Source organism: Microcystis ichthyoblabe FBCC-A1114 (genome assembly GCF_050500245.1).
Classification (GTDB): Bacteria; Cyanobacteriota; Cyanobacteriia; order Cyanobacteriales; family Microcystaceae; genus Microcystis; species Microcystis ichthyoblabe_A.
The window spans coordinates 2629011-2655582 of sequence record NZ_CP191408.1 but is presented as its reverse complement, the minus strand read 5'-3'; the positions used below and the strand labels follow the sequence as shown (position 1 = coordinate 2655582).

The following is a 26572-nucleotide window of genomic DNA, read 5'->3' as shown; positions in this document are numbered from 1 at the left end:
AGTATTTGTAACAATTATTTACAATGATCAATTTATTGAGCCAAATCCCAGGCTCAACAGTTAGAAACCATGATCAACGAAGAAACTGTGGTTCCCGTCCCCGCTATATCGTCCTCATACTAAATCCAGTTATTAAAAACTGATTATTTATTCTCCGTTTTGCCTTTTGCATGAGTAGAAAACGGGTTTCTCGGAGAAACCCGTTTTCTGTGCGTTACTCAACGGATTTAGTATAACTATTGACTTGATCAATTAACACCCGTCCCTAAAATGACTTGTACTTTGCTAGTACAATTATAGTAAAATAAGAAAGATTAAAACAAATAACCATGTCTCAACCGATTACCATCGAAGATATCTATAAACTTTTTGAGAAAACTAACGAAAAGTTTGAACAATCACGCCAAGAATACGATCGCCGGGCTGCCGAAGCCAAGGACGAAGCCGATCGCCGGGCTGCCGAAGCCGATCGCCGGGCTGCCGAAGCCGATCGCCGGGCCGCTGAATACGATCGCCGGGCTGCTGAAGCCAAGGCCGAAGCCGATCGCCGGGCCGCTGAATACGATCGCCGGGCCGCTGAAGCTAAGGCCGAAGCAGATCGCCGTTTGGCCGAGCTAGAGAAAACAGTGACTAATACCAGTCGTGCTGTGGATAGTTTAACCACTCGCTGGGGAAGATTTGTCGAGGAATTAGTCGAACCTGCTGTTATTGGCCTATTTCGTAGCAAAGGTATCGATGTTAAAGAAACCTACAGTCGTGCCAGGGTAAAACGGCAAGGAATAGCCATGGAGATTGACATTTTAGCCGTCGATGAAACCGAGGTAGTTTTAGTAGAATGTAAGTCTCGTTTATCGAAAGATGATGTCAACGATTTTTTAGAAAAATTAAGTCGATTTAAACAAGCATTTCCCCATTATAAGAACTATCAGGCTTATGGTGCAGTGGCAGGAATAGAAATAGACGAAGGAGTAGATCGTTATGCCTATAAACAGGGTTTATTTGTGATTAAACCATCGGGAGACACGGTAGAAATTATTAATGATTCTGGTTTCGAGCCTAAATTATGGTAGGAGAAAGATGGGTCTTTCATCTGGCAAAGTATTGGCAGCAGGTTTAATTTTTCCAACTTAGGACTAGACTAACCTATGGATACGATGCAGAATTAGTATTCATATCTTGCTTCAGTAACCTCTTACCTAACTAATTTTTGAGGATGCAAAAACGGCAAAAATGAACTACCCCGCCGCAAGCGGACGGGGTATCAGAATCAAAATAGACTCAATTGCAGATTTTGGTGTAGCTGCAGGTATTTTTTATCTTGTTCTTTTACATATCTCGCTATCATACCTTCATCCCCATGCTTTCCTACCGTACTTGCGTAATATCCATCACTCCAAAACTCTCCTCCCCACAACTGCTTTTTCACTTGAGGACACTTTTTGAAAATTTCTCTCGCCTTTATACTTTTAATCATTGTCACTATCCTTGTCACACCATAGGTCGGTACTGATTGCACCAGAAAATGCACAGGATCTTTATCCACTCCAATTTCTACAAACTTGATCTCCTATCGTTTTTCCATCTCTAGACAGACTTCTTTCAACAAGCTATCTACCTGTTCGTCGAAAACGGCTTTAGGATATTTGGCTGGGAACACTAAATGACATAGTAAAACACTTACATTATGGCTCTTATGGATGTATTCACTCATTTTTCTATTATACGCCGCGAGCGGCGGGGAATTAGACCAGAAGAGATTAAACGTCATCTAGCGACGGATAGTCTTGGGTTTCCGTTTTTCGCTCATTGTATTCCCGCCAACCTATCTGATGACCAAGTATTGATTGAGTTGTTAACTCGAGGTATTGACTATTTCAAGTTAAAACCGTCGGAACTGCCTAAGATGACTATTCTTCTAGCCCACATTCCGCACCCTAGTCGTTGAAATCAACAGTTGCTCTAGCTCTTGTATAGTAAGACTTTTAGCGATTACTAAGAATTATTAAGTGTCACACCCTAGTCAGCGATCGCTGGCTTAATGAGAGTTTATCTCAATAATTTGGTATTAGAGCTATCAGATTTTTAGGGCTAATTGTGCATCTGCTGGGCAAACAAATTAGCCTGTAATTCAGAGCCGGCAATCGTTTTGACGATTTAGATAAAATTTTCAATTTGATACTTTATTTACAAGAATATTGAATTATCCCGTCTTTTTTTGTGGATTGAGAGTTCCATTTTGGACACCAGGCATTTAGATTTACAACAAAAGAACCTCTCCGCCATGTGGGTGGAGCGTTCATAGACCTCTTATCTATCTCTGTAAGAGTGTTTTCTATTGTAGGTAGGGCTTTTTGTGCATCTTGTTCCGTATAAAATAGCAAAACACTTCTAAAACTTCCTCGACGAAGAAATAAAGCTGCTTTTGACTTGTACGGTCTAAAGGATGGAGGTATTTTTGACTGATCAGAGTCATTAAACCTGAGAATTTCACGTCGAGCATCCTCAAACTCAGCATCTGAACCATATACTAACCCCCATTTAGGTAAAGACTGAGAAGAAACAGCTGTAATGTGAAAAGCCAAATATGACACCGTTAAAAACGAACGAAACACTCTTTTCATTAACATACCTCAAAAAGGAAAAAAAGCAGAATTAAAAACTGGAATATTTTTGGACTCAAGCAAGTTTTTTTAATTTTCTTCTCCTGTGTCTATAGCGTAGTATGTACTAAACCGACTAATAGGAATTTTGTTCATTCCTCTATTGCCAAATAACAATATAGGACTAGGGGGTGTCAAGTTACTGTCTGGACAAATTGCCGGACTGGATCGTTCATTAATGCGAACCCTATAGCTATTATCTGGAAACTTTTTACTTTGATCTTTTTTGAATGATTTTATTAAGTTTAAGTCAGATGAAATCAGAAGAGTTCGTTTCTCTAAATAATCATGGCCTGGACAAATATTTACCTCGTTCACAGTATTAAGATTCGTTAATTTGAGATTTTTTGTGTTGTTAATATGCACTGGAAATATACTGTCGGAAATAGAACATAAGCCATTTTGATAGGCACATTCATTTCTAATTTTAACAAGAATAGGGTGAAGTACATTGCCTTCATCATTTTTGTCATTTCCTTTAATGATTTCAAACTCGTTACTAAGATTAATTTTGCCCGCGAATATCCTAGTATTACCTCCATTTTCATTTACTGAGCTTTTAGGAACTAAATAAATGTAAGTAGGATCATTTGTCCCTTTGTCAATACTCAGCTCAGTGTCTCTTCGCTGTAACTCTTTATATAAGGCAAAGTAAGCGAATCCTGAGAATAGAGTAAAAACAGCAACTGCTCCAGTTAACTGAGCTACTATTTTTACTCTGGGTGAAGTAAAAACACCATCGAGCTTATTTTGTACAGTATCTGTTTCCATAACTCCAAAAAGAAATGATGTGACAGCCGCACCAAAAGGTAAGGAAACAACTAGAGGAGGCCAATAATAATAGAAAAGAAGTAGTCCTAAAGAGAAAGTTCCCAGAGAACCAAACAGATAAGATAGCATTTTCAAAGATAGAAAATATTTTTCCTTCTTATCTTCAGAATCTGAAGATAATGGGGGTTGCTCCATGTTATTATTTTGCATGATTTAGAGTTTCCTGTTACTTGCTATCATTTGATCGGGTTACACAAATCGACTAAATCCTTATCCAGCAAGAGAATTAATTGATTGGTTCGTTCTAGCTCCCTGAGTGTCATCCCTTTGAACCCAATTTTAGATTAACTTTTGGCTTTCTTCACCTTGACAATCATTAAAAATGTCTTAAGAAGCAGTTGAGGATTAAGGGAGATTCTCATCGGGACTCTTCTGGTTTCTATGTGGAAACGGGGTCTGCACTGATAGTTTCTTCAGCAAAATAGTCCTAAAAGTCTTTCCCAGTAGACATTTCACGATTCTATTCTATAAGCAAAAATTATCACACAAAATCGAGAAGAGCCGGATGCACCCGACGTTTTGTCCTAAAATTGCCAATACCCAGTTTCAATGCACGAGAACCTAATAGCTAAAAACTGGCTCCAGTTTTTGACCGGGATAGCACAGCTTGATCGCAGTGGATCGTAAAATGAGATAATGCTAACTTTGAGAGTCAGAGAGACTATGAGTGAATTCGACTACGATTTAATTATTATCGGTGCTGGAGTTGGTGGCCACGGAGCAGCCCTACACGCGGTCAAATGTGGGCTAAAAACGGCTATTATCGAAGCCAAAGATATGGGAGGAACCTGTGTTAATCGAGGTTGTATTCCCTCTAAAGCTTTACTGGCAGCCTCGGGACGAGTGCGCGAATTGGCCGATAGGGACCATCTGAAAAGTCTAGGTATTGCCATCGGTGGCGTTAATTTTGACCGTCCGACCATTGCCGATCATGCTAACAACCTTGTCAGTAAAATTAGAGGCGATCTCACTAATAGTCTTAAACGTCTCAAGGTTGATACTATCCACGGTTGGGGAAAAATCGCCGGCCCGCAAAAAGTTAGCGTCATCGGTGATAGTGGCGAAAAAATCTACACCGCTAAGGATATTATGCTCTGTCCGGGGTCGGTTCCCTTTGTCCCACCGGGGATCGAGATCGATCATAAAACGGTTTTTACCAGCGATGAGGCCGTTAGATTAGAAACTTTACCCAAGTGGATTGCAATTATCGGTAGTGGTTATATCGGTCTAGAATTTTCGGATATATACACCGCTTTGGGTTGTGAAGTGACGATGATCGAAGCTTTAGATAGTCTCATGCCTGGATTTGACCCAGAAATCTCGAAAATCGCGGAAAGAGTTCTGATTAAACCTAGAGACATCGAGACTTATGTGGGAGTTTTGGCAAAAAGTATTAAACCGGGGAATCCTGTGGCCATTGAACTGGTGGACGCAAAAAGCAAAGAAGCGATCGAAATTTTAGAAGTAGATGCTTGTTTAGTCGCTACAGGGAGAATCCCAGCGACAAAGAATCTCGGACTGGAATTTGTCGGGGTAGAACTGGATAAACGCGGTTTTATTGCGGTTAATGACAAAATGCAGGTAATTCAGGACGGTGAACCGATTCCCCATCTCTGGGCTGTGGGCGATGCTACGGGTAAAATGATGTTAGCTCACGCTGCTTCGGGTCAAGGGGTAATAGCCATTGAAAATATCTGTAATCGCCCAAAAACCATCGATTATCGCAGTATTCCCGCCGCCGCTTTTACCCACCCCGAAATTAGTTATGTGGGTTTAACGGAACCGCAAGCAGAAGTTTTGGCACAGCAAGAAGGGTATAAGGTTGCTTCTGTCAAGACCTATTTTAAGGGAAATTCCAAAGCTTTAGCGGAAGGAGAAACGGAAGGCATCGCTAAAGTCGTTTATCGTCAGGATACGGGGGAATTACTCGGTGTTCATATTATCGGTATCCACGCATCGGATTTAATTCAAGAAGCGGCCAATGCGATCGCTGAACGTAAATCTGTCCATGAACTCGCTTTCCGCATCCACACCCATCCAACTCTCTCAGAAGTCCTCGACGAAGCTTATAAACGAGCAGAAGTAGCAGCATAGAGTCAGTTATCAGTTATCAGTTATCACCGTTAAGTTTCCGACTCCTGAATTCTGACTCCTTTCTCTTTTTTTACTTTTTACTTTAAAGATTATGTTTGGATTAGGTTGGCCAGAAATAGTAATTATTGCTGTCGTTGTTCTCCTGATATTTGGACCGAAAAAAATACCCGAATTTGGGGCAGCTTTGGGGAAAACTTTACGGGGATTTAAGGAAGAAATCAATCAAGATGAGCAAGAAATTGAAGACAGTGACGAGAAAATGAGATAGATTTCGGCTCTCAGGGCGAATGCAATTCGCCCCTACAATAATATTATTGCGCCAATGGTAGGGGCGCACCGCGTGCGCCCAAAAATTGAGATGCCCCCCCCTAATTTGTTAAGCTAAAGGTTTTAATGTACTTAGTTTCTAACCTTCTTTTTAGGTAGGAGAATTGCCAGATTCTTTCTTGGAGCCTCTTGCCCTCAGAAGCTGATTACTGTTTACTGATCACTGTTCACTAAATATCTGCTTCTCCCCCCACCACCACATCGCGGATACGGAGACTGGGGCCACCGCAGCCGACGGGTAAACCACTTTGACCCCCTTTTCCGCAGCCTCCCGACTCATCCCAGTGGAAATCATCAGCAATTGCCTCAATATTGGCTAGGGTTTTAAAGACATTACCGGAGAGAGTCACATCTTTAACGGGTTCAGCAATTTCTCCATCGCGAATCATCCAAGCTTCCCCGGCGCTAAAAGTGAACATTTCGCCGTTGGTCATGCCTCCCTGCCAATTTTGGGCATAAACTCCCGTTTTTATCCCCGAAAATAACTCTTTAACGGGAGTGGTTCCCCGTTCAATCCAAGTGTTGGTCATGCGGACAATGGGCGGATAATGATAATTGAGACAACGGGCGTTACCGGTCGGTTTTTCGCCTAATTTGCCCGCCGTTTCCCGCGAATGCAGTCTTCCCACCAAAACCCCATCTTTAATTAACTGAGTCGTGGTCGCTGGTGTTCCCTCATCGTCATAAAAATAACTGCCCCGATGACCTTCCGGATGGGCCCCGTCAAAGATTTGCAGGTTATCCGGTCCGAAACGTTTGCCCATACTCATCACTTCCAAAAGGTCAGGATTTTCGTATAACATATCTGCCTCGGAAAGGTGTCCAAAAGCCTCATGGACGAACAGACCGGTTAAAATGGGATCGATGACGATGGTGTAGGTATCGCCCTTGACAGGGGGCAAAACTAGGGCTTGTACGGCCCGTTTAGCCGACCCTTGCACCTGTTCTTCTAAATTGACCAGATCCTCGAAAGCTTTTCGGGATCCTGTGGTTTCCCGGCCCGTTTGTACGCTGTCCCCATCCCTAGCGGTGGCCGAAAAACGCATTTCTAAGTCTGACCATTTTTGTTCGATTAAAGTCCCGTCAGAAGTGCCTAAAAGAATATGTTGACTACTATCGCTGTAACGGACGGAAGTGGTGGCAATACTGGCATGGTGCTGACGCAATAGGTTATTATAGCGATCGCAGAGGGCTTTTTTATCGGCTAATGGCACTAAACGGGGATCCGTTCCCGTTAAAGGCAATTCACAGGAGATAATTACAGGTTCTACCGGAGCAATCAGGGTTTCTTCTTCCCCAATTAAACGGGCAGCAGCGATCGCATCTTCTAATCGTTCCTGTAAACTGGATAATTGATTAAAGCTGGCAAATCCCCAACCTCCTTTATAACAAGCGCGTACCTGACCACCGATAGCAATACCTTCGCTCAGGGTTTCCACTCGTTCGGAACGTAGTAGAATATTCGTCCCCCGCGCTTCTTCCAGACGAATTGTCAGGAAATCGACGCGGTTTTTATAACGGTTAATCAGTTCACTAATTAGGTTTTTATAATCGTTTAGAGTATCGGTCATGGGAATTAGGAAGTGGGGTGTGGGGTGTGGGGTGATGGGAGATTTTTTGCTGTGATCAGTAAACAGTAAACAGTAAAGAGTGAACTGATAACTGCTCACTGATAACTGCTCACTGATAACTGATAACTGATAACTGATTACTGATAACTGAAATTAGGCGAGATAATCCTGTAAAGCTTTCACCTCTAAAGGTTGAGATTGCAGGGATTTTAAGGCCGCTACCGTCGCTTTTGCCCCGGCGATAGTGGTGATAATTGGTAACTTATAATCGAGGGCAGTACGGCGAATTTTTCGGCCATCGTTTTGGGATTCTTCACCACTGGGAGTATTGACAATAAACTGAATCCAGTCATTTTTGATCCAATCGACAACGTCGGGACGGCCTTCGTGAATCTTTAGCACTAAATCGATATTTTCGCAACCGTTTTCTAACAAAACTTTACGAGTTCCGGAAGTGGCGACGACGCGAAAACCGAGGGATTGCAGATCCTTAACTACGGGGACCATGGGGGTTTTATCGCGATCATTCATCGAGACAAAAACGGTCCCACTGGTGGCTAAGATCACGCCGGCGGCCATTTCTGCTTTAGCGAAAGCTTTGCCAAAATCGCTGTCAATCCCCATTACTTCGCCTGTAGAACGCATTTCTGGTCCCAGGAGAGTATCAGCACCGGGGAACTTCTGGAAGGGTAAAACCGCTTCTTTCACGGCAATATGACGGGGAATTGCTTCGCTGATGATACCCAATTCCGTCAGGGTTTTGCCCGACATGACGAGGGAGGCAACTTTTGCTAAAGGAACTCCCGTTGCTTTGGAAACGTAGGGAACAGTACGACTAGCGCGGGGATTCGCTTCTAAGATATAAACTGTCTCTCCCTGTACCGCATACTGGATATTCATCAAACCGATTACTTTTAACGCTTTCGCTAGTTCCACCGTCCATTGTCGAATTGTGGTTAAAACCGAGGCGCTCAGGGACGTATGGGGGATAGAACAGGCAGAATCGCCCGAATGTACGCCCGCTTGTTCGATATGTTCCATTAATCCCCCGATAACGACTGTTCCCGTGGCATCTGAGAGGGCATCCACATCCACTTCGATGGCATTTTCGAGGAATTTATCGATTAAAATCGGGTGATCCGGTTCTATCTGTACCGCATACTTCATATAGCGTTCCAATTCGCTATCGGAATAGACGATTTCCATTGCCCGACCGCCTAAAACGTAGGACGGACGTACTACTACAGGATAACCGATGCGTTGAGCCACTGCTTGGGATTCTTGGAAATTGCGGGCAATACCGTTGAGGGGTTGTCGGATATCTAATTGTCGGAGGATTTGTTCAAAACGTTCCCGATCTTCGGCGGCATCGATCGAATCGGGTGAAGTTCCCCAAATTTTGGTATTTACGGGACAATTAGGCGATTCTAAATATTTTTGCAGGGGAACCGCCAGTTTTAAGGGAGTTTGCCCACCGAATTGAATAATTAAACCCTCTGGTTGTTCCGCTTCGATGATATTTAAGACATCTTCTTTAGTCAGGGGTTCAAAGTAAAGGCGATCGCTGGTATCGTAATCGGTGGAGACAGTTTCCGGGTTAGAGTTGACCATAATCGTCTCAAAACCGGCTTGACTGAGGGAAAAAGCGGCATGACAACAACAGTAGTCAAATTCTATCCCCTGACCGATGCGATTGGGACCACCACCGAGGATCATCACTTTGCGTTTATCGGAGGGTAAAACTTCCGATTCTACCTGTTCGTAGGTGGAATAATAGTAGGGTGTCAGGGCCTCAAATTCCGCCGCGCAGGTATCCACCATTTTATAGACGGGAACAATACCCAAACCCTTGCGATAACTTCTTACTTCGTCCTCGCTGCTGTTGGTGGCGAAGGCGATTTGGCGATCGCTAAAACCCTGTTGTTTAATAGCGAATAGGTTCTCTTGGCTGAGACTTTTCAGGGGAGTTCGTTTGAGAAACTTCTCGGTTTCCATCAAATCAGCCAATTTATCGAGGAACCAGGGATCAATCCCGGTTAGTTCGTGGATTTCCTCCCCATTCATGCCCAATTTAAAAGCATGATAGATACTATAAACCCGTTCGGGGTTAGGTGTCCGCAAACTGGCCCGCACTTCCGAGAGGGGGGGGAGAGTTTCGACTTTATCGCAACCAAAGCCAAAACGTCCCGTTTCTAGGGAGCGCAGGGCTTTTTGAAAGGATTCTTGGAAAGTTCGACCGATAGCCATAGCTTCCCCGACGGATTTCATCTGGGTGGTTAGAATCGGTTGGGAGCCGGGGAATTTCTCGAAGGCAAAGCGAGGAATTTTGGTGACGACGTAATCGATAGTCGGTTCAAAGGAAGCCGGGGTTTTTTTGGTGATATCGTTGGGAATTTCGTCTAAAGTGTAGCCTACTGCTAGTTTAGCGGCAAATTTAGCGATCGGGAATCCCGTGGCTTTTGATGCCAGGGCCGAAGAACGGGATACCCGGGGATTCATCTCGATCACGATTACGTCGCCGTTAGTGGGATTAACGGAGAATTGGATGTTCGATCCGCCGGTTTCTACGCCAATTTCCCGAATAATTGCCTTAGAATAGTCCCGGAGGCGTTGGTATTCTTTATCGGTTAGGGTTTGGGCGGGCGCAACCGTAATCGAGTCGCCGGTATGAACCCCCATCGGGTCAAAGTTTTCGATCGAACAGATGATCACCACGTTATCGGCTAGATCGCGCATAACCTCTAATTCGTATTCTTTCCAGCCAATTAGGGATTTTTCGACGAGAATTTGCGATGTAGGCGAACAATCTAGACCATACTGGGCCATCGGTTCAAATTCTTCTTGGTTATAGGCAATACCGCCCCCCGTTCCCCCTAAAGTGAAGGCCGGCCGGATAATGAGAGGATAGGAACCGATCTGATAACCGATCGCTTTTGCCTCCTCTAAATTGTTGGCAATCCCCGAAGGACAAACGGGAACACCGATTTTCTCCATCGCTTTTTTGAATAGTTCCCTATCTTCGGCTTTTTCAATAGCGGGAAGTTTTGCCCCGATCAGTTCCACGTTATATTTTTCTAAAACGCCGCTTTTGGCCAAAGCTACCGCAGTATTGAGGGCAGTTTGACCACCCATAGTCGGTAGAATCGCATCAGGACGTTCTTTAGCGATAATTTTCTCGACAATTTCCGGCAGAATTGGTTCAATGTAGGTGCGATCGGCCATTTCTGGATCGGTCATGATCGAGGCGGGGTTAGAATTGACTAAAATTACCTCATAACCTTCTTCTCGCAGAGCTTTACAGGCTTGAGTTCCCGAATAGTCGAATTCACAGGCTTGTCCGATGACAATCGGGCCAGCGCCCAAGATTAGGATTTTCTTTAAGTCATCACGGCGTGGCATAGGCTTAGGGTTGCTTGACGATAAACCCCAATCATTGTATATGTTGTCACCCTCGATCCCGCAAAGCTTTATTTAGGTTTAATGACCTTGTTTGCTTGAGCAGGCAGCAGGCAGCTTTTTTCTCCCCATTTCCCTGATAATTGATCACTGTTTACTGATCACTGATATCGCGTACAATGATAAGATTGTTTTCAAAGATACAATAGGCCTTTGTCTTTGCTAGAGAGTTTATGAAAGTTGGCGATCGAGTTCGTGTAATTGAGTCCGTGGTAGTTTATCATCATCCTGAACACAAATCGGATCCTTTTGACGTGAAAGGATTAGAGGGAGGGGTGAAAGCTTTTGTCACCGAATGGCGTGGCAGACCGGTTAGCGCCAATCTACCTGTCCTCGTCGAGTTCAGTAAAAAGTTTAAAGCCCATTTTCGAGATTTTGAGTTAGAAATCGTGGAAAAAGCCGCCGAATAGGGACTTTTTCGCTTATTTAAGCTACAAAGCGAATAAATTTATTTTTGCCCACCTGTAGGACTTTTCCGGCTAAAGCTTCGGCTGTCTCAAAACTTTTGTCCACATCGGTGATTTTCTCGCTATCGATTCTGACTGCACCCCCCTGAATCTGTCTTCTCCCTTCGCCGCTACTTTTACATAAGCCGGTGGCCGAGAGAAGATAGAATAGTTTTAGGGGAAAAGTGACCGCTGCTAGGGAAAATTCGGGGACAGAGGCCGCAGCTGCCGTATTTCCCTGTAGAACTATCTCCTGCGCCGTTTTTTGTGCCTTTAATGCCTCCTCTGTCCCGTGAAACTGGGCAACTACCTCGATCGCCAGTTGTTTTTGTGCCTCCCGCGGATTGCTTGGGATAGCATCTAAAGGCAAATTTGTCAATAGTTCGTAATAATCTTTTAACAAAGCGTCGGGGGTTTTTTCCAGTTTCGAGTACATGGACAGGGCCGATTCCCGCAATCCCACATAATTATTCAGGGATTTGGACATTTTTTGACTGCCATCGGTTCCGATTAAAATCGGTAAAAGTAACCCGAATTGCGGTTTTTTGCCGAAATATTTCTGTAAATCGCGACCGACGGCAATATTAAATTTTTGATCGGTTCCTCCCAATTCGACATCGGCCTCAACAGCTACGGAATCATAACCCTGCATTAAGGGATAGAGAAATTCATGGAGAAAAATCGGGTTTTCCTTGTCGTAGCGTTCGGAAAAGCCTTCTTTTGCCAACATTTGCCCCACAGTCATGGTGGAGAGAAGTTCGAGAATTTGCGAGAGGTCTAATTTCCCCAACCATTCCGAGTTATAGCGAATTTCTAGGCGATTAGGGGTGTTAAAATCTAAGATTGGGCGTAATTGTGCCAGATAATTCTCGGCATTAGTTCTCACTTCTTCGCTCGTCAATTGTTTTCTAACTTCCGATTTTCCCGTCGGATCGCCAATTCTAGCGGTAAAATCACCAATAATCACCACTGCTACATGACCGGCATCCTGGAAAGCACGCAGTTTCCGAAAAGGGATACTATGACCTAGGTGAATATCGCTGCCGGTGGGGTCAATACCTAGTTTAATTCTTAAAGGGCGATCGGTAGTTTGCAGTAGTTGGGTTAAATTTTCTCTAGGATCTGGGGAGTCGGGTTGATGGGGGAATAAATCACTGGTTCCACGGGTTAACCAGTCTAGGGAGGAAGATACGGTCATTGTTGCTCATTTTCCACAGCCTTCCCATTATAGTTTTTTATTATGTCAAGTAACAAGCAAAAGGTAAATAAACTGGTATCTTCAGTAAAAGTCGATAACACCTTGACAATTCTCCCGATCGAATATAGAGTCTTAAAATCTTCTTTTTCAAAATTATCAAAAAATTTTCTGTCTTGAATTGCGATCAGATAAGCCAATGAATCCTAGTTGGAATAACTCTATACCAGTGCAGAGGATCAAAGTTTCTGTAATTGTTTCTACCTATAAATCAGCAGAGTTTATCCAGGGTTGTCTAGAGGATTTAGTTACTCAAAATCTTTATGAAAAGGGAGAAGTAGAAATTATTATTATCGATAGTGCTTCTCCAGAGAATGAAGCGGAGATTATCCAAGAGTTTCAAGAAAATTATCCTAATATTATTTACCAGAGAACTCAAGAACGAGAAACCCTCTACTGCGCTTGGAATCGCGCTATTAAACTAGCTAGGGGTTCCTATATCACCAATGGGAACACTGATGATCGTCGCTGTTTTAATGCTCTGGAAATTATGGCTAATTATCTAGATAACAATAGAGAGATTAGTTTAGTTTATGCCGATCAATTAATTACCACCCTCAAAAATGATACTTTTGCCACCACCCCAGCTTTAAAACATTGGAATTGGCCAAATTACTCCTATCAACAGATGCGTCAAGGTTGTTGTGTGGGTTCTCAACCAATGTGGCGAAAAATGCTGCACGATAAGTATGGTTATTTTCAGGAAAGTTTTCACTGTGCTGGTGATTACGAATTTTGGTTAAGAATCGGCAGTCAAGGGGAAAAAATGGCTTTGATTCCCGAGATTTTAGGGTTATATTATTTAAATCTCCAAGGTTTAGAACATGGCAGTAATGGTCAAGCATTAGAGGAACATTATCAAGTGTGTAAAATCTACGAAATTCCTCACCCAGAAATTAAGGAGCTAGAAATTAACCCCAATCTAGTTAAGATGGAAGATTTAGGCATAATTTTAAATAAGGATGAGCGAGAAAAATTACAAACAATTCAAGCTATCTCCCAGAATAAAACTCCAATTATTGTTATTGATGGCGTAATTTTTCAAATTGATCAAGGAAAATTAGCCAGGGTTTGGTCTTCAATTCTAGAGCATTGGAGTCAATTAGAATTTAGTCAACACATTGTTATTTTAGATAGAAATAACACCGCACCACGATGGGAAAAATTTAAATATTGGCCCGCAGAATCCTACGATTATAATTGTACGGGAAAGGATGCCAGAAAAATCCAAACTATTTGCGATCGCCTACAGGCTAATTTATTTATTTCCACTTTTTATACCAGTCCCTTAACCACTCCTTCTCTACTTTTGCTTGCTTCTGATTTCCCAGAAGAAAACGGCAATTTACCAGTAGATTTAGAAAAACACTATGCCATTTTATCCGCTTCTAGAATCATCGCTTTTTCCTCTGATATCGCCCAAAATTTAAGAAGGTTATATCCGAAAATTACCCCCGAAAAAATTGATATTATCGAGTTTTTTGAAGTTAATCAAAAACTGGCGGAAGAAATCAGTAATTTTCTCTGGTATGCGCTCAGTGAACGGAACGAATCAAGTCAGAATCAAGTCTGGTTAGAGTTAAGAAAATTACAGGAAGCACAACAGACAATGTATCTGAAACAACAGCAAGATTATGATACTATGCAAGAGATGGAAATATCACTAAGAGAATTAGAAAATAACCATAATAATCTTCAAACAAATAATCATAAATTACAGGAAGAAATTAACTACTTGTCCTCCCGTAAGGGAATAGTAAAAACCCTAGCGAAAACTTCTATTTTACTTCTTGCTAAGATCAAGAAAAAACTCCCAATATTTTAGGGAATTAAGAGAAAGTTTCCTAACAATGATTCCAATCCCGGCACGGCAGCGCCTAAAAGTGGTAAAGTAATGTTAAGAATTAGAGGAGAAAACACTGTGCCACATTCGATCGTCACTGGAATTTGTGAAGGGGTTGCCGATTGCGTTTCCGCTTGTCCTGTTGCTTGTATCCATCCGGGACCTGGTAAAAATGTTAAAGGAACCGATTGGTATTGGATTGATTTTGCCACTTGTATCGACTGTGGTATCTGTTTACAAGTATGTCCCGTCGAAGGTGCAATTCTGCCAGAAGAACGTCCCGATTTACAAAAAACTCCCTAATTTATCAGTTATCAGTTATCAGTTATCAGATGTAAGTTTTCAGTTTACTGTTTACTGAAAATGCTTCCCACTTCCCCATTCATAATTCATATTACTCTCTCCTATCTCCTTTTTACCTTACCATGGATTATCTTTTAGAAGTTGAACAAGTTTATGCTGGTTATGTGCAGGATTTATACATATTGCAAGGGGTTAACTTTCGCATTGCACCGGGGGAATTAGTCACGGTTATCGGTCCCAATGGTGCGGGAAAATCCACCCTCGCTAAGGCAATTTTTGGTTTATTAAAACCCAGTGCTGGAACTATCACTTTTAAGGGAAAAAATATCACTGGTTGGAAATCTAATCAAATCGTTCCCCTCGGTATGGGTTATGTTCCCCAAATTGCTAATGTTTTTCCATCCCTGAGCATCGAGGAAAATCTAGAAATGGGGGCTTTTACCAGTAAAAAAGCGATTAAACCCCTAAAAGAGCGCATTTATGCCATGTTTCCGCGTTTGGACGAGCGCCGTCGTCAGAAAGCTGGCACTTTATCCGGAGGAGAAAGACAGATGTTAGCCATGGGAAGAGCGCTGATGTTGCAACCGGATTTATTAATTCTCGATGAACCTTCGGCAGCTTTATCTCCTATCTTAGTAACCAGTGTTTTTGAACAGATAAAAGCGATTAATCAGACGGGAACTGCAATTATTTTAGTGGAACAGAATGCCAAAAAAGCCCTAATGATGTCCGATCGAGGTTATGTTTTAGAAAGTGGTCAAGATCGTTTTCAGGGATCGGGTCAAGATTTACTCAATAACCCGAAAGTAGGGGAATTATACCTCGGGGCGGCTTATCATGGTGCCAAACGAGATGATTAGGAATTTGTTAAGGATTTAGGGGGATTTTGATTTCTTCCCAGAATTTAGCGATAGGATAGTAATTGAGTACAAATCTCTACGGCCCTGATGTCAAGGTGGATAAGCCAGCAGACCCTAAATATATCTGTGGATATTTATTCATCGATCAAGACAATTGTGCTACTGCATTGAGAGCATAACTTTTAGTAATAAAAGGAGAAGTCATGGCTGTTAAAAGTCCTCCGTAATCAAGATTAAAACTGACTTCGCTTCCTACTTTTAACCTCTTGTTATGACTATCAAGAACTAGATGATCGCTACTAGAACCTAATATTTTTATCTCCTGACTTGTTTGTAATCCAGAGATAAGAATATCCTGTCTTCCTAATGCAATAATAACTCGACGGTGAATGCCTTGGTCGATAAAGCTGGGAACATTACCAAAAGCATCTCGACCAATTTCTCCAGAGGGTAGAGATGGTTTATCTTTGGATTCGATTACTTCAGCAATTAACCGAAAAGCATCGGTATATAAGCCAGGTATCACTTGTCGATTAACTGTTTCACAACCTAATAAAATTGATTCTCCTAAACGCAGATTATTAATCCGACCAACTTCGCTACTTTTTTGATACCATTGATAGTTAGCAGAATTGCCTCCTGAAATAATCGGTAATTTTATTAAAAATTCCTGCTCAATTGTATCTGTTAACACAGATAATTTGCTCATATTATGGCTATCAGGTTTAATCCCTCCATAACAAGCCAAATTACAACCCAGTCCAACAATTTTGATAAAGGGAAAAGCGAGGGTTTTTTTGATGAACTTGACGAGATCTTTCGGCAGTACACCTTCGCGTAAATCCCCTAACTCCGTCATGATAATAATGCGGTGTATTTTTTGCTTTTCTTGAGCATAATAGGAAAGTTCCTGAATTGTTGCTAATTCGGTATTTAAGCTGATATCTGCAATGTTAACCACTGATTCTGCTTGACTCAAGGCAGTACGCAACAGAACAAAAGTTGTCACTATTCCTGCTTGTTTCATTTTGAGAATATTTTCGATTCGAGAGTCAGCGATAAAGTTGACTCCACCTTGAATCATCGCCAAGGCGATCGAGGGATCACCCAAAATCGCTTTGGAAACTCCCATCACAGAAAGTCCCTTGCTGCCGTATAATTGGCAGAGTAAACGAGCATTATGGCGTATTTTCGGGAGAGAAATCTCGATTCTGGGCAAAAGGTCTTTCATCAGCCTATTTGCTCCCAATTGCCGGAATTGCAGCTAAAATTTCCCCTTTGATTTTCCGGTTTAATTTCGGAAAGCGATCGCATAAAGCTTGGACTAATTTCTCACATCCGTGTAACAAAACATCAGTAGTCGGTAACTGAAAATCTCGCTCATATTTGGCAATAATACGCTCAGTGGCTGCTGCGGTGAGATTTTCGTGATTAATCGCAATAGCGATAACTTTAGTGGGAGAAATTGCCTCAATTAGTGAAATTTCTTCCTGTAATTTTGGCATGGCTAAATGAGGAAAATCACAGCGAAATTTTCGGGCTGGTGGATGTTGTAAAATAATCCCATCGGGCCTACTTCCTTTCAAAATTCCCACGGAACTCATAAAAGCAGGATGACTCAGAGAACTTTGTCCTTCCACTAAAATAATATCGGGTTTTTCTTGCTCAAAAGCTTGAACTACAGCATTTTCAATTTCACCGATGACAAATTGAGAAACCAAAGCATCGATCGAAACCCCATATCTTGCTCCCTGCATCAAGCTAGTTTGTCCAGTAGCGACTAAGACAGACTTAATACCCAAGCCTTGGAGAGTTTGATTAACTGCCACCGCAGTGGTCATTTTTCCGCAAGCACAATCGGTTCCTAAAAAGGCAATAACGGGTATATTTACTTGGGAAATTTGCCCAGTAAATACATGAAGATCAGCTAATTCTGGTGGTTTACGAATGTCTGTAATTTGTACACCATACTGACTAGCTTGCTCCCTAAATTCTAAATCCTCGGAGAAGAATTGATGCAAACCATTAATAATATCCATTCCTGCTGCCATTGCTTCTAAAATTAGCAGCCTTTCTAGGGGGGGAATAAACGCTTCTAAGGGTGCTTTGCCGTAGATATAACAATTGGGAACATCTCTAAGTTTTTCTAAGGCTGTTTGTAAATTGGCAAAAATGGGAATATGATTTTTTTTGTCTCCTAATGCTTCTCCCGCATCTTTTCCTGTTAAGGAACTATCCAGCACACCAACAATTGTATATATTTCTGATTGTCTGATCAAGCCAGCTGCCGTTTTTCCATCCACACGTCCAAACTGATTTTCACAGTAAATTAAAGCCGTTTTTTTCGTTGATACCACTTTCTTAATCTCCTGAATATTAGATAATTGAAATTTCACTCCTAACTCCCAGTAAGTAGGGAGGCACAATTATTTGTAGGATGGTTTAGCGGTAGCGTAACATGAGCGGGCGTTGGTTTTCATGCTTCAACCCAACCTACGTTCATCTTATATTTAATTCCACCCACCTACTTAAGACTATTTATTCTTCTTCTTCTTCTTCTTCTTCTATAGCATAATTATCTGGATCGATAATATCGTCTAATTCTTCTAAAATTTGCGAATCGGGATGAGCATCAGATTGACGTAATTTTAATCTTCCTGTCCGTTCTAACCAATAGAGAAGGGTTTCTTTGGAAGTTATCTGCATAACAGGAATTGCCTGATAGCGAGGTTCTTGACTAAGAGAAGGATTAAATTTCATACCTGTTGAATTTCCTTTGAGAAGTTATCTCTATTGGTGGTTCTATTGTTGATCACGAAGCAACCCACAAAAAACTGAAAAAAATTGTCAAGTTTAGCAAAGTAAAAAAGTTCAGCTGTCAGATTTACTATTTGGACAGATAGATAGAGTCGGTTCCAATATATGCTCCCGATACTTGGGATGCAGACTCTATGGTGTAAATTAAAGTTTTCCTGTCTCGCTCAACTTAAATGTCAATCCTACGGTTTTTATCTAGCTAACGGAAAAGGTGATTAATAACACCAAAGCAACCAACAAAACCGCCCCTACTCCTTGCAAAATATACCATTTTTGCTGTTCTAAAGATGGGGATTTTGATAGATAAATCTTGGGTTCGCTACCATAGTTATTGATGATTCCTTCATCATCTACTGTATAGCCCTCTGGGAGAGGTATATTAAGTGATTGATAGTTTTGCCCGTTTATATCTAGTTTAACCTCAGCAGGAATTAATTCACTTCCATCGCTTGGGGAATAGACTGTCGCACCTGTCTCTTGATTAGATTTAGTAGAGTAGTGCATAATCATCTCTCTTCAAAATCTGAGTATAACACAGAATAAGGCGAAATGGTTTTTAGGCTAATTTTTTCCTAGGGCTTTAATCAGCAAATTTGGCTAATGTCGGCAAATTAAAGCAAAAAATATGATTTTATAACTTGACAAAGCTAGATAAAAACATTTAGTCAACTCGCTATTCACTTTTTAGCATACCAGCGCCATAAAACTCGGGCTAAACGTTGGGGATCGTGACGAACTTTGGCAGTAACTTCATCTTCTGCCATTACATTCGCTAAAACAATGCGATAACCCATTTTTCCCACCTCCTCGCGATCTAAAAAGACAGGATGACTATGCTCTTGGGCGTATAATTGTAGAGATTGGGGCGATGGCGCAGTTCTTTGGGCTAAAACCGCATCAAAGACGCGTTCTTCGCAGACTCCTTCGATCGCTCGCAAATGATCTGCCACCGAATAATTATCCGTTTCCCCCGGCTGGGTCATAATATTACAAACATAGACGCGGGGGACTGTCACCTGTGCCAGGGCCTGACGAATTGCGGGAACCAACAAATTAGGGATAATACTGGTATAAAGACTACCCGGCCCGATGATAATATAATCTGCTTCCTTAATTGCCGCTAAAGCAGCCGGTAAAGCGACTGGATCGGCAGGATGACAGCCAATCTGACGAATTTGCCCCATAGCTTCGGTTATCTTTGATTCTCCCTCAATAGTGCGCCCATCGGCTAACTTAGCCCAAAGACTAACATCGGTAAGGGTAGCAGGTAGCACTTTACCGCGAATGGCCAAAACTTTGGCACTAGCATCGATCGCCTGTTCCAGATCGCCGGTAATCTCGGTCATAGCGCTGATAAATAAATTACCAAAACTGTGGCCCGATAAACCATCCCCGGTATGAAAGCGATATTGAAACAATTCCGTTAATAACTTTTCCTCATCGGCTAAAGCGGCGATACAATTGCGAATATCCCCCGGGGGTAAAATGCCCATTTCCCGACGTAATCGGCCCGAAGAACCGCCATCATCAGCTACGGTGACAATAGCGGTGATATTGGAACTATACTGTTTTAAACCGCGTAAAAGCGTCGATAAACCCGTACCGCCACCGATCGCCACAATTTTTGGGCCGCGATGGAGACGACGATGGGCCCGTAGGCGATCGACTAATTCCTCCGATGCGTCTGGTTGTAGTGCTTCTGTAATCGTTTCGACGGTGCGACTCTGACCCCAGAATAACAAAAAGACACCCAGCAAAACCGCCAGCGGCCCGGAAACAGAATTGGGGACTAAACGTGCGGTCGTTTCTAATGCTTGGGAAACAAACTCTAAAAAGCGATTAACTGGGGTTAATTTTACCCAAATAGCTAAACCGAAGGAGGTGAGAAAAACGCCGGCTAAACTGATTAAAAGCCAGCGTTTGACAAAAAGACCTGGAGAAAGCCATTTAAACCAACGATTAACCCGTTTAGGCGTTTTTCTGCCCACAGAAGCGGCTATTTTCCCCTTCTGAGCGTTGAGTTCCCGTAGCGTCTGTTTAAATGGACTCATAGATGTGGCCTGGCAGCGAACGCATTGATTCTGGAGAGACTGTAGCCGAAAAAGGGGACAAACTCAAGCTAACCTAACCTCCCACTTGGGAATAGGCTGCCTCAGAAATTGTGGGAATATCGGCGTATTTACCGATAAACGACTGTATAATGCTGTAAACACAGGCGGCAAATGCTCCCAAAAAGACGACGTTAAAAAGAGTTTCTAGCACAAAATTCGCCCCTAAACCCCTAGCGACGAAATCTAAGACCAATCGCAATAAAGACACCAAAATATCGATTAAAATCGCCTGCATGGTGTTAAACCGGATAAAATGACTGATGCGGGGATTGCGTACCACGGCGAAAAAGAGGACAAAAAAGATAATTAAACTGCCAAAGCTTCCCAGAGAACTATAGAGAAAAGCTAAGGGATATAAGGCTATTGCTAAGGCCGCTCCTAAAAAAGGAATTTGCTGGAAGATAGAGTCACCGAAGGCAAAAGCGGAATATAAGGGTAAAAGATACACTAAAGCTGCAAAAATGCGATCTTTTGTATCGGTTGAGCCGCGCCAAGTCATAATCTATTGTCTCCTGAGACTACTGCTAACTCTCTCCAAGATAACCCGGCAGCCCACCAGACTTCGCGTAACCGAAGAAATTGATCGAGGCCGAAGATTCTTGGACCTCGATCGAGTTATTCTCAAACAGAGACGGGGTGCTTGATTTCCTGTAACAGAGCCAGATATTCCTCCTTAAAATACTTTAGGGTACTTAAAATCGGATTGGGAGCGCTTTGACCAAGACCACAAAGACTGGTTTCTTTGACCATCTGACAGAGATGTTCTAGGTTTTCGAGGTCGTGAATATCGGCCTTTCGAGCGATAATTTTGGCCAATAATTCAAACATTTGTACTGTTCCCGTGCGACAGGGGATACATTTACCACAGGACTCCTCGCGACAGAATTCCATATAGAATTTCGCCACTTCCACCATGCTGGTGGTATCGTCCATAACCACCATACCCCCGGATCCCATCATCGAACCGAGTTTGGCTAAGGATTCGTAATCCACGGGAGTATCGAGTAAATTAGCGGGAATACAACCCCCAGAGGGGCCGCCGGTTTGTACCGCTTTCACCTGACCATCGGGAACACCCCCCCCCATCTCCTCGACAATTTCCCGGAGACTAATACCCATCGGCACTTCAATCAGCCCATTATTGCGGATTTTTCCCGTTAAAGCGAAGATTTTTGTGCCTTTACTGCTGGCAGTACCGATATTGGCATACCAAGCGGCTCCCTCGCGGATAATAGCGGCGATATTAGCGTAGGACTCCACGTTATTAATCAGGGTGGGACAACCATCGAGACCCGATTGGGCCGGATAGGGGGGACGGGTGCGGGGAGTGCCGCGGCCGCCTTCGATAGAATGGATGAGAGCGGTTTCCTCTCCACAGACAAAAGCTCCCGCTCCGATGCGGATATCCACCTTAAAATCGAAAGTGGACTCGAATACTTGGGAACCCATTAAACCGAATTTTTTGGCCTGATTAATCGCTTTTTGCAGACGATCGATCGCTAGGGGATATTCGGCTCTAACATAGATATAACCATGATCAGCCCCCACGGCATAGGCAGCGATCGCCATTCCTTCTAGGACTAAATGGGGGTCACTTTCCAAGACACTACGGTCCATAAACGCCCCGGGGTCGCCTTCATCAGCATTACAGATAACGTATTTTTGTTTACCCGGTTGTTTAGCTACCGTCGCCCATTTTAAACCGGTGGGATAACCCGCACCGCCCCGGCCGCGCAAACCGCTTTTGGTGATTTCCTCCACCACCTGGGCCGGAGTCATCTCATAGAGGGCCTTGTAGAGAGATTGATAACCCCCGACGGCGATATATTCCTCAATGCGATCGGGATCGATTTTACCGCTATTTTCCCGGACAATTTTGACTTGATGGGAGAAAAAGGGATGTTTTGAGTCCCCTAATTGCACCTCGGTTTTGCCGCCGTTTAAGACCGCAATAATGCTGGCCGCAGTTTCCGGGGTGACTTCTTCGTATAGGAGATCCTGGGGATCCACTTCCACCAACGGACCGCGACCACAAAAACCCATACAACCGACCCCCACCACTTCGACTGTATCCTCTAGGTGTGCCTCTTTGACGGCAGTGGCGAGGTTTTTTTCGATTTGGAGGGAGTTAGCAGCCTGGCAACCGGTGGAAGTGCAACAATGCACCCGGATGCTTTTTTGTCTAGCTTTTTCTTTTGCGGCCACTGCCAATAATTCTTGTAAGTCCATATTCTTCTCAATCCACTAAAGTGAAAAATTACTGGGAGAAACTCTGTAGTTTCGCCAAGACAGTTTCCGAATCTTGTTTCGGGGCCACGACTCCATCGAAGACCACGGCCGGTGCAATCCCACAGGCCCCGATACAACGGGCCGACACTAGGGAAATTTCTCCATCGGCGGTGGTTTCTCCCACTTTGACATCAAAGCTGTTTTCGATGTCTTCGAGGATTTTGCCGCTGCCTTTGACATAACAAGCAGTCCCCATACAGACGATACAGGTGTGTTTTCCCGCCGGTTTCAGGGAAAAGAGATGATAGAAGGTTGCTACCCCATAGACGCGACTGAGGGGCAGTTTTAGCGCCCGGGCAACGTAGAGGAGAACATCTTCTTCTAGGAATCCGAAGGCCTCTTGGGCTTTGTGCAGGACTTCAATCAGGGCTGATTGATTATATCCTGCTCGCTTCATGGTGATGTCGAGGACTTTGAAGCGTTTATCGCCACTGGGATGCTCTTTTTTCTCCGTTTGAGGAGGATTGGCAGTTTGCATAAATCTTAACCAAATAAATTTTAGGGGCGATGACGGGAAAAAGATGGAGAGTTGTCGGTTTTCCTTGGTCATCTCCCTGCTTTTATTCTGACACTGGCTCCGGAGGGCGATCGATAACTTTATCTTTCCTTTAGTTATTGGGGGATATTCAGTTATCAGTGACCAGTTATCAGTTATCAGTCAGGGATTAGGAGATGGGGTAAAAGCTGCACTTGTCTCAACACTATAACACCCTGAAGCAATGGTTTTTTTGCGGGAAGCATCCCCCTCTCCTCGTAGGTTAAAGGGATGAGGTCATAACAATATGTTGCCAAAGGCGACTTTTCAGAATACAATAGATAAGAGTAGTCATTCATCGCTCAGATTAGTTAAGATGACATTACATGACTAATAATATTGACCATGATCGCTTATTTAAGGAGTTAATCTCCACCTTTTTTCTCGAATTTATCGAGTTATTTTTTTCTGAATTGATGGATTATTTAGATAGAGACTCGATTACTTTTTTAGACAAAGAAGTATTTACCGATGTCACGGAAGGAGAAAGGTATGAAAGCGATTTAGTCGCACAGGTTAAGTTTCGAGGAAAAGAATCTTTTTTTCTGATTCATCTGGAGGCGCAGGAAAGTTCCCGCAAGTGGTTTAATCGGCGAATGTTTACTTATTTTGCTCGCTTTCATGAGAAATTTGTCTTACCGATTTATCCCATTGTAATTTTTTCTTATTCAAAGCCAAAAAGAGAAGCAATTAGTCAATATGTAGTCGATTTTCCCGATTTTAAAGTCTTAGAATTTAACTATCAGGTAGTGCAGTTAAATCGATTAAATTGGCGAGATTTTCTCAATCAACCGAATCCGGTTGCTTCAGCTTTGATGGCTAAGATGAACATTGCCGAGAAAGAGCGAGCCAAGGTAAAAGCGGAATGTCTGCGCTTGTTAATTACTTTAAGGTTAGATGCGGCGAGAATGCAATTAATTTCTGGATTTATTGATACATATCTCAATCTAAATCCAGTGGAAGAGATACAATTCCAAGAAGAGATTAGCACATTTAGTCAACCCGTACAGGAGGGAGTTATGCAAATTACCACCAGTTGGATGCGTCAAGGTATCGAACAAGGTATCGAACAAGGTATCGAACAAGGTATCGAACAAGGTATTGAACGCGGTATTGAACGCGGTATCGAACGGGAAAAGACATTGATTCTTCGTCAACTTAAACGAAAGTTAGGGGAGATTAATCCTTTATTAGAAACTCAAATTATGGAGTTAAGTATTGATGATGTCGAAGTATTAGGAGAAGCTTTATTCGACTTCTCTACGGTTGAAGATTTAATCAATTGGTTAAATACTTTAACTGCCTAGTTTTGACGTTAGCGATCGCCTTCTGACAACAACCCACTAAAATTGTCATAATGAACCAAACAACCGCTAATTATGATGAACCCTGGAAAGAAGCATTAAGCGAGTATTTTGAAGCGTTTTTAAGCTTCTTTTTTCCCGAAGTTCACCAATTAATTGATTGGACAAAAACTCCCGAATCCCTAGAAAAAGAACTTAAACGGATTACCGCTTCAGCAAAGACAAAAAAACGTTTCGCTGACAAACTCTATAAAGTTTGGTTACTCAGGGGTGAAGAAGTCTGGATTTTGATTCATATTGAAATTCAAAGTCAATACGAAGAAAATTTCCCTCAGAGGATGTATATTTATAACTATCGGGCCTTTGATTTGTATCAGAAACCGGTTATCAGTCTCGCTATATTAGGAGATGAACGAGTAAATTGGCGACCAGATTCCTATAATTATACTATCGCCGGCTGTGAAGTGAGTTTGAAATTCCCAACGGTTAAATTACTGGACTATGAGGAAAGATGGTCAGAACTAGAAGCAAGTAGCAATCCCTTTGCTATAATAGTCATGGCACACCTGAAAACAAAAGCGACTACTGGGAAGCTGCCAGAACGGGAACAGTGGAAGTGGAGGTTAATCAGGGGATTATATGAAAAGGAGTTCGAGAGGGAACAGATAATTAAACTGTTTGAAATCATCGACAATATGATGACTTTATCCCCTGAATTGCAGTCAAGTTTAGAAAGTAAAATCAAACAATTTGAGGAGGAAAAAACCATGCCTTTAGTAAGTAATATGGAGTTACGAGGAATGGAACGTGGTAAGGAAATAGGCAAGGAAATTGGTAAGGAAATTGGAGCGTTAGAAAATGCTCGTAACTATATTAAAACGGTGCTGAAAACGCGATTGGGTGACATTCCAATAGACATTGAGCAAGCTGTGGATAAAATTGTTGTCTTATCGATTTTAGACGAGTTACTGAAATCGGCATTAACCGTTAATTCTTTTGATGAGTTGCATCAACTTTTAGAACAATAGTCTCAGTAATTTTCTTCTCCAATGAACCTAACAACCGCTAATTATGATGAACCCTGGAAAGAAGCATTAAGCGAGTATTTTGAAGCGTTTTTAAGCTTCTTTTTTCCCGAAGTTCACCAATTGATTGATTGGACAAAAATTCCCGAATCCCTAGAAAAAGAACTCAAACGGATTACCGCTTCAGCAAAGACAAAAAAACGTTTCGCTGACAAACTCTATTCAGTTATCAGTTACCAGTTATCAGTTATCAGTGACTAATTGGAAGCAAGTAGCAATCCCTTTGCTATAATGGCCATGGCACACCTGAAAACAAAAGCGACTACTGGGAAGCTGCCAGAACGGGAACAGTGGAAGTGGAGGTTAATCAGGGGATTATATGAAAAGGAGTTCAAGAGGGAACAGATAATTAAACTGTTTGAAATCATCGACAATATGATGACTTTATCCCCTGAATTGCAGTCAAGTTTAGAAAGTAAAATCAAACAATTTGAGGAGGAAAAAACCATGCCTTTAGTAAGTAATATGGAGTTACGAGGAATGGAACGTGGTAAGGAAATAGGCAAGGAAATTGGTAAGGAAATAGGCAAGGAAATTGGTAAGGAAATTGGCGCGTTAGAAAATGCTCGTGATTTTGTCAAAACAGTTTTGCAAGCTCGCTTAGGTGAAGTTCCTTTAGATGTGGAACAATACCTGAATAAAGTTTCGGTACTATCTACATTACAAGAGATTGTTAAATTAGCAGCTACCGCTAATTCTCTCGCAGAATTTAAGCAGTCTTTGGCAAGAATCCAATAATCTTATCCTAATATCTAGAAAACGGGTTCCTTCGAGAAACCCGTTTT

General features: G+C 42.5%; 24 protein-coding genes and 1 pseudogene. 11 read left to right on the top strand and 14 right to left on the bottom strand.

Features of this window, described 5'->3' with window-relative positions; translation table 11 throughout:
- The first annotated feature begins 329 nt into the window (after nucleotides 1-329).
- A complete protein-coding gene (locus tag ACQY1Y_RS12655; RefSeq protein ID WP_430012871.1) occupies nucleotides 330-1070 on the top strand; it encodes a DUF3782 domain-containing protein in 741 nt (246 codons plus the stop codon).
- 197 nt (nucleotides 1071-1267) lie between these two features.
- Here ACQY1Y_RS12655 and tnpA read toward each other — a convergent pair.
- From tnpA to ACQY1Y_RS12640, 3 genes and pseudogenes are all read right to left on the bottom strand, one after another.
- A pseudogene (gene tnpA, locus ACQY1Y_RS12650) lies at nucleotides 1268-1711 on the bottom strand (IS200/IS605 family transposase).
- Between the two features lie 469 nt (nucleotides 1712-2180).
- Nucleotides 2181-2621, bottom strand: coding sequence for a hypothetical protein (locus ACQY1Y_RS12645; protein WP_430012870.1), 441 nt, complete (start codon nucleotides 2619-2621; stop codon nucleotides 2181-2183).
- Between the two features lie 69 nt (nucleotides 2622-2690).
- Entirely contained in the window at nucleotides 2691-3641 is a 951-nt protein-coding gene (locus ACQY1Y_RS12640) for a hypothetical protein (protein ID WP_430012869.1), read from the bottom strand.
- Between the two features lie 513 nt (nucleotides 3642-4154).
- On the opposite strand from ACQY1Y_RS12640, the gene lpdA reads away from it, so the two are divergent.
- A complete protein-coding gene (lpdA, locus tag ACQY1Y_RS12635) occupies nucleotides 4155-5585 on the top strand; it encodes a dihydrolipoyl dehydrogenase (RefSeq protein WP_430012868.1) in 1431 nt (476 codons plus the stop codon).
- A gap of 91 nt (nucleotides 5586-5676) precedes the next feature.
- Nucleotides 5677-5853, top strand: coding sequence for a twin-arginine translocase TatA/TatE family subunit (gene tatA, locus ACQY1Y_RS12630; RefSeq protein WP_002733416.1), 177 nt, complete (start codon nucleotides 5677-5679; stop codon nucleotides 5851-5853).
- A gap of 229 nt (nucleotides 5854-6082) precedes the next feature.
- Here the strand turns inward: tatA and ACQY1Y_RS12625 are convergent, their stop codons facing one another.
- On the bottom strand, nucleotides 6083-7483 hold the full coding sequence (locus tag ACQY1Y_RS12625) for a TldD/PmbA family protein (protein WP_430012867.1): 1401 nt from the start codon (nucleotides 7481-7483) through the stop codon (nucleotides 6083-6085).
- 153 nt (nucleotides 7484-7636) lie between these two features.
- Nucleotides 7637-10882, bottom strand: a complete 3246-nt coding sequence (gene carB, locus ACQY1Y_RS12620) for a carbamoyl-phosphate synthase large subunit (RefSeq protein WP_430012866.1) — start codon at nucleotides 10880-10882, stop codon at nucleotides 7637-7639.
- A 230-nt stretch (nucleotides 10883-11112) separates the two neighbouring features.
- Between carB and ACQY1Y_RS12615 the strand changes: the two genes are divergently transcribed.
- Nucleotides 11113-11349 (top strand): ferredoxin-thioredoxin reductase variable chain, encoded by a 237-nt coding sequence (locus tag ACQY1Y_RS12615; RefSeq protein WP_002732972.1) that lies wholly within the window; start codon nucleotides 11113-11115, stop codon nucleotides 11347-11349.
- Nucleotides 11350-11365: 16 nt separating this feature from the next.
- Here the strand turns inward: ACQY1Y_RS12615 and tyrS are convergent, their stop codons facing one another.
- Nucleotides 11366-12583 carry a tyrosine--tRNA ligase gene (gene tyrS, locus ACQY1Y_RS12610; RefSeq protein WP_430012865.1) on the bottom strand — a complete coding sequence of 406 codons (1218 nt, stop codon included), beginning with the start codon at nucleotides 12581-12583 and terminating at the stop codon, nucleotides 11366-11368.
- Nucleotides 12584-12779: 196 nt separating this feature from the next.
- Between tyrS and ACQY1Y_RS12605 the strand changes: the two genes are divergently transcribed.
- From ACQY1Y_RS12605 to ACQY1Y_RS12595, 3 genes are all read left to right on the top strand, one after another.
- Nucleotides 12780-14465, top strand: coding sequence for a glycosyltransferase (locus ACQY1Y_RS12605; RefSeq protein WP_430012864.1), 1686 nt, complete (start codon nucleotides 12780-12782; stop codon nucleotides 14463-14465).
- A gap of 96 nt (nucleotides 14466-14561) precedes the next feature.
- Nucleotides 14562-14786, top strand: coding sequence for an indolepyruvate ferredoxin oxidoreductase subunit alpha (locus ACQY1Y_RS12600; protein WP_016516721.1), 225 nt, complete (start codon nucleotides 14562-14564; stop codon nucleotides 14784-14786).
- A gap of 122 nt (nucleotides 14787-14908) precedes the next feature.
- The gene (locus ACQY1Y_RS12595; RefSeq protein ID WP_069475200.1) at nucleotides 14909-15646 is read left to right on the top strand and encodes an ABC transporter ATP-binding protein; all 738 of its coding nucleotides are present in this window, start codon (nucleotides 14909-14911) and stop codon (nucleotides 15644-15646) included.
- Nucleotides 15647-15791: 145 nt separating this feature from the next.
- Here the strand turns inward: ACQY1Y_RS12595 and ACQY1Y_RS12590 are convergent, their stop codons facing one another.
- The 8 genes from ACQY1Y_RS12590 to hoxE form a co-directional block, all read right to left on the bottom strand.
- A complete protein-coding gene (locus tag ACQY1Y_RS12590; protein ID WP_002732697.1) occupies nucleotides 15792-16877 on the bottom strand; it encodes an alanine/ornithine racemase family PLP-dependent enzyme in 1086 nt (361 codons plus the stop codon).
- 4 nt (nucleotides 16878-16881) lie between these two features.
- Nucleotides 16882-18042, bottom strand: a complete 1161-nt coding sequence (locus ACQY1Y_RS12585; RefSeq protein WP_353738179.1) for a DUF1611 domain-containing protein — start codon at nucleotides 18040-18042, stop codon at nucleotides 16882-16884.
- A 142-nt stretch (nucleotides 18043-18184) separates the two neighbouring features.
- Nucleotides 18185-18406 (bottom strand): DUF3134 family protein, encoded by a 222-nt coding sequence (locus tag ACQY1Y_RS12580; protein WP_287230646.1) that lies wholly within the window; start codon nucleotides 18404-18406, stop codon nucleotides 18185-18187.
- A 252-nt stretch (nucleotides 18407-18658) separates the two neighbouring features.
- Entirely contained in the window at nucleotides 18659-18967 is a 309-nt protein-coding gene (psb34, locus tag ACQY1Y_RS12575; RefSeq protein ID WP_002734380.1) for a photosystem II assembly protein Psb34, read from the bottom strand.
- A 173-nt stretch (nucleotides 18968-19140) separates the two neighbouring features.
- Nucleotides 19141-20514, bottom strand: a complete 1374-nt coding sequence (locus tag ACQY1Y_RS12570; protein ID WP_004158276.1) for a gluconeogenesis factor YvcK family protein — start codon at nucleotides 20512-20514, stop codon at nucleotides 19141-19143.
- Between the two features lie 73 nt (nucleotides 20515-20587).
- Complete coding sequence (locus ACQY1Y_RS12565) at nucleotides 20588-21073, bottom strand: Tic20 family protein (protein WP_430012863.1); 486 nt, start codon at nucleotides 21071-21073, stop codon at nucleotides 20588-20590.
- Between the two features lie 122 nt (nucleotides 21074-21195).
- A complete protein-coding gene (gene nuoF / locus ACQY1Y_RS12560; protein WP_430012862.1) occupies nucleotides 21196-22803 on the bottom strand; it encodes an NADH-quinone oxidoreductase subunit NuoF in 1608 nt (535 codons plus the stop codon).
- A gap of 28 nt (nucleotides 22804-22831) precedes the next feature.
- The gene (gene hoxE, locus ACQY1Y_RS12555; RefSeq protein WP_002774001.1) at nucleotides 22832-23341 is read right to left on the bottom strand and encodes a bidirectional hydrogenase complex protein HoxE; all 510 of its coding nucleotides are present in this window, start codon (nucleotides 23339-23341) and stop codon (nucleotides 22832-22834) included.
- Nucleotides 23342-23724: 383 nt separating this feature from the next.
- On the opposite strand from hoxE, the gene ACQY1Y_RS12550 reads away from it, so the two are divergent.
- From ACQY1Y_RS12550 to ACQY1Y_RS12535, 4 genes are read left to right on the top strand one after another with little or no spacing between them, the layout of a single operon-like run.
- Entirely contained in the window at nucleotides 23725-24705 is a 981-nt protein-coding gene (locus tag ACQY1Y_RS12550) for an Rpn family recombination-promoting nuclease/putative transposase (protein ID WP_430012861.1), read from the top strand.
- Between the two features lie 50 nt (nucleotides 24706-24755).
- Complete coding sequence (locus ACQY1Y_RS12545; protein ID WP_430012860.1) at nucleotides 24756-25730, top strand: hypothetical protein; 975 nt, start codon at nucleotides 24756-24758, stop codon at nucleotides 25728-25730.
- Nucleotides 25731-25751: 21 nt separating this feature from the next.
- Nucleotides 25752-25988, top strand: coding sequence for a hypothetical protein (locus tag ACQY1Y_RS12540; protein ID WP_430012859.1), 237 nt, complete (start codon nucleotides 25752-25754; stop codon nucleotides 25986-25988).
- Nucleotides 25989-26525, top strand: a complete 537-nt coding sequence (locus ACQY1Y_RS12535) for a hypothetical protein (protein ID WP_430012858.1) — start codon at nucleotides 25989-25991, stop codon at nucleotides 26523-26525.
- Nucleotides 26526-26572: the final 47 nt, after the last annotated feature.

Bases quoted from the DNA above. Each gene is read 5' to 3' on its own strand.
- ACQY1Y_RS12655 (WP_430012871.1), top strand. From the start codon at position 330: ATGTCTCAACCGATTACCATCGAAGATATCTATAAACTTTTTGAGAAA.
- lpdA (WP_430012868.1), top strand. From the start codon at position 4,155: ATGAGTGAATTCGACTACGATTTAATTATTATCGGTGCTGGAGTTGGT.
- ACQY1Y_RS12580 (WP_287230646.1), bottom strand. From the start codon at position 18,406: ATGAAATTTAATCCTTCTCTTAGTCAAGAACCTCGCTATCAGGCAATT.
- nuoF (WP_430012862.1), bottom strand. From the start codon at position 22,803: ATGGACTTACAAGAATTATTGGCAGTGGCCGCAAAAGAAAAAGCTAGA.
- ACQY1Y_RS12595 (WP_069475200.1), top strand. From the start codon at position 14,909: ATGGATTATCTTTTAGAAGTTGAACAAGTTTATGCTGGTTATGTGCAG.
- ACQY1Y_RS12550 (WP_430012861.1), top strand. From the start codon at position 23,725: ATGACTAATAATATTGACCATGATCGCTTATTTAAGGAGTTAATCTCC.
- ACQY1Y_RS12625 (WP_430012867.1), bottom strand. From the start codon at position 7,483: ATGACCGATACTCTAAACGATTATAAAAACCTAATTAGTGAACTGATT.
- ACQY1Y_RS12590 (WP_002732697.1), bottom strand. From the start codon at position 16,877: ATGAAAGACCTTTTGCCCAGAATCGAGATTTCTCTCCCGAAAATACGC.
- ACQY1Y_RS12545 (WP_430012860.1), top strand. From the start codon at position 24,756: ATGAACCAAACAACCGCTAATTATGATGAACCCTGGAAAGAAGCATTA.
- tyrS (WP_430012865.1), bottom strand. From the start codon at position 12,583: ATGACCGTATCTTCCTCCCTAGACTGGTTAACCCGTGGAACCAGTGAT.
- psb34 (WP_002734380.1), bottom strand. From the start codon at position 18,967: ATGCACTACTCTACTAAATCTAATCAAGAGACAGGTGCGACAGTCTAT.
- ACQY1Y_RS12645 (WP_430012870.1), bottom strand. From the start codon at position 2,621: ATGAAAAGAGTGTTTCGTTCGTTTTTAACGGTGTCATATTTGGCTTTT.
- hoxE (WP_002774001.1), bottom strand. From the start codon at position 23,341: ATGCAAACTGCCAATCCTCCTCAAACGGAGAAAAAAGAGCATCCCAGT.
- ACQY1Y_RS12565 (WP_430012863.1), bottom strand. From the start codon at position 21,073: ATGACTTGGCGCGGCTCAACCGATACAAAAGATCGCATTTTTGCAGCT.
- ACQY1Y_RS12540 (WP_430012859.1), top strand. From the start codon at position 25,752: ATGAACCTAACAACCGCTAATTATGATGAACCCTGGAAAGAAGCATTA.
- tatA (WP_002733416.1), top strand. From the start codon at position 5,677: ATGTTTGGATTAGGTTGGCCAGAAATAGTAATTATTGCTGTCGTTGTT.
- carB (WP_430012866.1), bottom strand. From the start codon at position 10,882: ATGCCACGCCGTGATGACTTAAAGAAAATCCTAATCTTGGGCGCTGGC.
- ACQY1Y_RS12570 (WP_004158276.1), bottom strand. From the start codon at position 20,514: ATGAGTCCATTTAAACAGACGCTACGGGAACTCAACGCTCAGAAGGGG.
- ACQY1Y_RS12615 (WP_002732972.1), top strand. From the start codon at position 11,113: ATGAAAGTTGGCGATCGAGTTCGTGTAATTGAGTCCGTGGTAGTTTAT.
- ACQY1Y_RS12640 (WP_430012869.1), bottom strand. From the start codon at position 3,641: ATGCAAAATAATAACATGGAGCAACCCCCATTATCTTCAGATTCTGAA.
- ACQY1Y_RS12605 (WP_430012864.1), top strand. From the start codon at position 12,780: ATGAATCCTAGTTGGAATAACTCTATACCAGTGCAGAGGATCAAAGTT.